Raw genomic sequence first — 453 nt, 5'->3', positions numbered from 1 at the left:
ACCTCGGGCAGTTCGTCGAGCGCCTCGCCCGCGAGGCGGGCCAGGGTGTCGATGAGCTGGGTGGAATCGCCCACGGGGGTGGCCGGTTCGGCGTCGGGCAGCTGGCTGAGCAGGGTGGTGACGGAGCGGGCCGCGTCGAGATCGCCGACGGCCGGGAGGATTCTGGTGGTCATCCGATCCTCACTTGTCCTTGTCGAGCGTGTAGGTGCGGTCGCCGGGACGGATGGTGCCGTCGCTGCCCGGGGCGACGAGCGCCAGGCGTACGTGCTCCGCGAACGACTCGGCGTAGGCGACGCGCTGGGTGTCCAGCGTGTTCAGGGCGAAGGTGATCGGCACGGCCTCGGTCGCCCGGCTGCCCCGGTCGTCCGCGCTCGGGTCCAGGGCGGTGAGTTCGCCGACGTCCAGCACCTTGGCGTTGGCGACGATGACCTTGGACTGAGCGGAGTCGCCCTG

1 protein-coding gene is annotated in these 453 nt (G+C 71.3%); it reads right to left on the bottom strand.

All coding sequences use genetic code 11. The features are described 5' to 3' along the window. Positions 1 to 180: 180 nt before the first annotated feature. Positions 181 to 453 (bottom strand): RcpC/CpaB family pilus assembly protein (locus AC0AIB_RS31275; RefSeq protein ID WP_465098089.1); only part of this gene is annotated, 273 nt, incomplete at its 5' end.

It is taken from the genome of Micromonospora sp. DSM 43699 (assembly GCF_055517075.1).
The sequence above is the reverse complement of the archived record's forward strand: the minus strand, read 5'-3'. Positions and strand labels throughout refer to the sequence as shown.